Source organism: Kitasatospora sp. NPDC059722 (assembly GCF_042733235.1).
Classification (GTDB): Bacteria; Actinomycetota; Actinomycetes; order Streptomycetales; family Streptomycetaceae; genus Kitasatospora.
On sequence record NZ_JBHWGD010000002.1, the window covers coordinates 98,852 to 102,886 of the forward strand.

Genomic DNA, 4,035 nt, shown 5'->3' on the forward strand with positions numbered 1-4,035 from the left:
CCGCGGTGTGGTGTCGCTGTTTGTGGGGTGGGGGGGGGGCGCGGCGGGCGGGGGGGGCGGGGGCGCCCCGCGGGGGGGGGGGGGGGGGGGGCCCCCCGGCCCCCCGGGCGGGTGACTTTCCGGACGCGTCGGCAACCGTCCGCCCCACCCGGCGTGCGTCGGTGGACATGCGCCGCCTCCGGACGGCGTACGCCCTGTCCCCGGACCTGAGAGCCGCCCATGCCTCCCACCGCCCGTCTCCGCAGCCTCGTCCCCACCGCCCTCTGCGCCCTGGCCGTCGCCCTCGCGGCCCCCGCGGCGCAGGCCGCACCCCCGGGCGGCGGCCACGGGGCCGACCCCGTCGGGAGGTACGACTGGGAGAACGTGGCGGACTGCGAGAGCAGCCACGACTGGCACATCAACTCCGGCAACGGCTACTTCGGCGGCCTCCAGTTCGACAACCCCACCTGGCGCGAGAACGGCGGCCTCGCCTACGCCCCGCGCGCCGACCTCGCCACCCGCGAGGAGCAGATCGCCGTCGCCACCGTGCTCGCCGAGCGCCGCGGCCTGAGCCCCTGGCCGCTCTGCGGCGCCCGCGCGACCCGCGACCACGACCGGACCCGGGACCACGACCGCGATCGGGAGCACGCCCGCGGCACCGCCCTGCCGCCGCCGGCCGCCCCGGCCACCGCGCTCGCCGGCGGCGAGCGGCGGGTCGGCCAGGACGACACCCTGTTCGGCCTCGCGGACACCCTCCGCCTCCCCGGCGGCTGGCCCGCCCTCTACGAGGCCAACCGCGACGTCGTGGGCGACGACCCCGACCTCATCCAGCCCGGCATGGTCCTGCGCCTGCCGTCCTGAGCCCGGCCGGACACGCCGCCGCCCACGCCCCCGTCACTGGCGGGGGCGTGGGCGGTGTCGTCACGCCGACTCCGCCACGAGGACGTGCAGCCCCCGCGCCCCCACCTCGCTGTGCCGGACGGCCAGACCCGCCGCCGCGCACTGCTCCTCGACCCACTCCGGTGAGAGCCGCAGCTTCGGGTAGCTGCTGACCTCCTGCGTCCACGTCCCGCCGCTGCGGGTGTGGACCAGGTCGTGCACCAGCGCGGCGTCCTCGTCCGGGTACTCCAGCACGCAGGTCATGATCCGGTCCTCGGTGGCCCGCACCGGGAGGAAGCGGTCGGTGCCGGTGAGCGGGCGGGTCAGGTCCCGGAAGGACAGCACGAGCCGCCCGCCCGGTGCGAGCGCGAGCGCCGCGTCCCCCAGCAGCGCGACGACGTCCTGCCGCGCCGGGAGGTGCGTGAGCGTGTCCCCCATGCACACCACCGCAGCCACTGTGCCCGGCGCGGTGTGTGCCGGCAGAGCGCCCCGCAGGTCCGCCAGGACCGGCCGGACGATGTCCGCGTGCCCGGCCTTCGCCGCCAGTTCCGTCAGTTCGTCGAGCAGCCGCGCGCTCGTGTCGACGGCGAGGACCGTCCCGTAGCCCAGCGCGGCGAGGGCGAGGCTCTGCGGCCCCGGCCCGGCCCCGAGGTCCACGGCGAGCCGGCCGGGGCCGTCCGCCCGCACGCCGAGTCCGGCGAGCAGCTCGGCCTGGGCCGCGGCGAGGGCCGGGACGTCACCGCCGAGCATCCAGGTGTAGTGCGCGGCGAGGAGCCGGTCGTAATGCTCGGGTGCGGTGTTCATGGAGGTACCTTCCGTCCGAAGTTCCTGTCCCTGACGGCATGTTAGGAACTCCCGATCCCGGCAGACCGGGCGCCCCCGGGAAAGCGGTCGGCCCGCCCGGTCACCAGGACCGGACGGGCCGACGGACGGCGGGGCGCGTTACCCGACGTGGACGCGCGGGCGGCGCGTGCGGTCCGGCTCCGCCTCGCGCAGCACCTCGCGGGTGACCGGGGCCACCTCGCCCTGGCCGAACAGGAAGAACCGCAGGAACTGGGCGAACGGGTTGCCCTCGGTCCACTCGAAGTACAGGTGCGGCCGCTGGCCCGTGCGGTCCCGGACGGTGAGCGCCAGCGCGGCGATCGCGTTCGGGACGCTGGAGCTCTCCAGCGTCAGCACCCGGTAGCGCCCGTGCAGCACCTCGCCGCGGACGGTGAGCTCGGACTCGAAGTCCGAGGCGTCGCGGACCGTCACCTCGACGAAGACCAGGTCGTCCTCGCCCGGGATGTCGTTGTCGGCGCGGATCTGGCGGATCTTGTCGCGGTACTCGGCGACGTCCCGGTGGGTCGGCTCGTTGGCGATCAGGCGCAGCGGGCGGTGCGCGTAGTCGCGGATGAAGCGCTCGGCGACGTCGTCCAGGGTCACGTCGGTGACGCGCAGCTCGAAGGCCCGCTTGAGCCGGGAGAGCAGCGACACCAGGATGATGCCGGCGATGAAGCAGGCACCGATCTTGACGCCGTCCGGACGCTCCATCGTGTTGATCACGGTGGTGTACAGGAACACGGCCGAGATGATCCCGAAGGCCGTGGTCCAGCCGCGCTGGCGCTTCTTGTAGGCGGCGATGGTCACGGCGATGGCCGCCGAGCTGATCAGCACGAGCACGCCGGTCGCGTAGGCGCCGCCCTGGGCGTCGACGTTGGCGTCGAACAGCCAGGTGATCAGGAAGCCGACGAGGGTGAGGACGATCACCATCGGACGGACGGCGCGCGCCCAGTGCGGGGCCATGCCGTAGCGCGGCAGGTAGCGGGGCAGCAGGTTCAGCATGCCCGCCATGGCGGAGGCGCCGGCGAACCACAGGATCGCGATCGTCGACAGGTCGTAGACGCTGCCGAAGGCGCCGCCCAGGTACTGGTGCGCGAGGAAGGCGAGGGCGCGGCCGTTGGCCTCGCCGCCGGCCTCGAACTCCTTGGCCGGGATGAGCAGCGTGCAGATGAAGCTGGTGGCGATCAGGAAGGTGCTCATGATCACGGCGGCGGTGGTGAGCAGCTTGCGAGTGCCGCGGATGCGGCCGGCCGGGTTCGCCTCGGTGTCGCCCGCGTCGCCCTCGATGTGCGGCATGACGGCGACGCCGGTCTCGAACCCGGACATGCCGAGCGCGAGCTTGGGGAACACGACCAGCGCGACGCCGATCATGACGAAGATGTTGCCGTGCTGGACGGTCAGCGCGTTGGACCAGTCGGTGACGACGTGCGGAGCCTGGATGATCTTCCAGATGCCGACCGCGACGACCACGACGTTGAGCGCCAGGTAGACCACGACCAGGCCGACGGCCAGGCCGATCGCCTCGCCGAAGCCCTTCAGGAACACCGCGCCGAGCAGCGCGACCAGGATCAGCGTGATCAGCATCTGCTTGCCGCCGAGGACGCTGTTCAGGTGCGGGTTCTCGACCAGGTGCGCGCTGGCGTCGGCGGCCGAGAGCGTGATCGTGATGATGAAGTCCGTCGCCGCGAAGCCGAGCAGGGCGAGCACGAAGAGCTTGCCCTTCCAGAACGACAGCAGCCGCTCCAGCATCGCGATCGAGCCCTCGCCGCGCGGGCTCTCCTGGGCCACCCGCCGGTAGACCGGCAGCGCGCCCAGCAGGGTCACGATCACCAGCACGATCGTGGCGATCGGCGACAGCAGGCCGGCCGCGAGGGCGGCGATGCCCGGCTGGTAGCCGAGCGTCGAGAAGTAGTCCAGGCCGGTCAGGCACATCACGCGCCACCAGCGCTGGCCCTGGTGGCCGCCGTGCGCTTCGCCGCCGTCCTGCCCGCTCTGGTCACCCTGCGTGTCCTTGGCCACGGACGCGTCGGCCAGCAGCCAACTGCGGAGGCGTATTCGCGCCGACGGCGCGGCCACCTCCGGGGACGCCGCCACCTGCGCCGTCCCCGTCTCCGTCGAACCCGACGAAACCACCTTGCACCTCTTGTTCAAGACCCCGTAAAAGCGCCGTCGGGCGACGGCAGTGCGCCAGGCTATGCGACCGGCGTTAAGGAGTCGTCATCGGCCCGCGTTAAGAAAACGTCATGGTGGTGGACGTCTTGGAGCCGTCGGGGGCGCGGGGCGGGGGGGGGGGGGGGCCCCCGCCCCCCCCCCCCCCCCCCGCCCCCGCGCGCGCGAAACGCGCCCCCCACACCC

3 protein-coding genes are annotated in these 4,035 nt (G+C 73.7%); 1 reads left to right on the forward strand and 2 read right to left on the reverse strand.

What is annotated here, in order from left to right; all coding sequences use genetic code 11:
* The first annotated feature begins 219 nt into the window (after positions 1-219).
* Positions 220-840 carry a transglycosylase family protein gene (locus ACFV4F_RS01715; RefSeq protein ID WP_380500071.1) on the forward strand — a complete coding sequence of 207 codons (621 nt, stop codon included), beginning with the start codon at positions 220-222 and terminating at the stop codon, positions 838-840.
* Between the two features lie 60 nt (positions 841-900).
* Here ACFV4F_RS01715 and ACFV4F_RS01720 read toward each other — a convergent pair whose 3' ends face one another.
* A complete protein-coding gene (locus ACFV4F_RS01720) occupies positions 901-1,662 on the reverse strand; it encodes a class I SAM-dependent methyltransferase (RefSeq protein ID WP_380500072.1) in 762 nt (253 codons plus the stop codon).
* Positions 1,663-1,800: 138 nt separating this feature from the next.
* The gene (locus ACFV4F_RS01725; protein WP_380500153.1) at positions 1,801-3,699 is read right to left on the reverse strand and encodes an amino acid transporter; all 1,899 of its coding nucleotides are present in this window, start codon (positions 3,697-3,699) and stop codon (positions 1,801-1,803) included.
* Positions 3,700-4,035 lie beyond the last annotated feature (336 nt).

Coding starts and splice junctions, on each gene's coding strand:
- ACFV4F_RS01715 (WP_380500071.1), top strand. CDS start 220: ATGCCTCCCACCGCCCGTCTCCGCAGCCTCGTCCCCACCGCCCTCTGC.
- ACFV4F_RS01720 (WP_380500072.1), bottom strand. CDS start 1,662: ATGAACACCGCACCCGAGCATTACGACCGGCTCCTCGCCGCGCACTAC.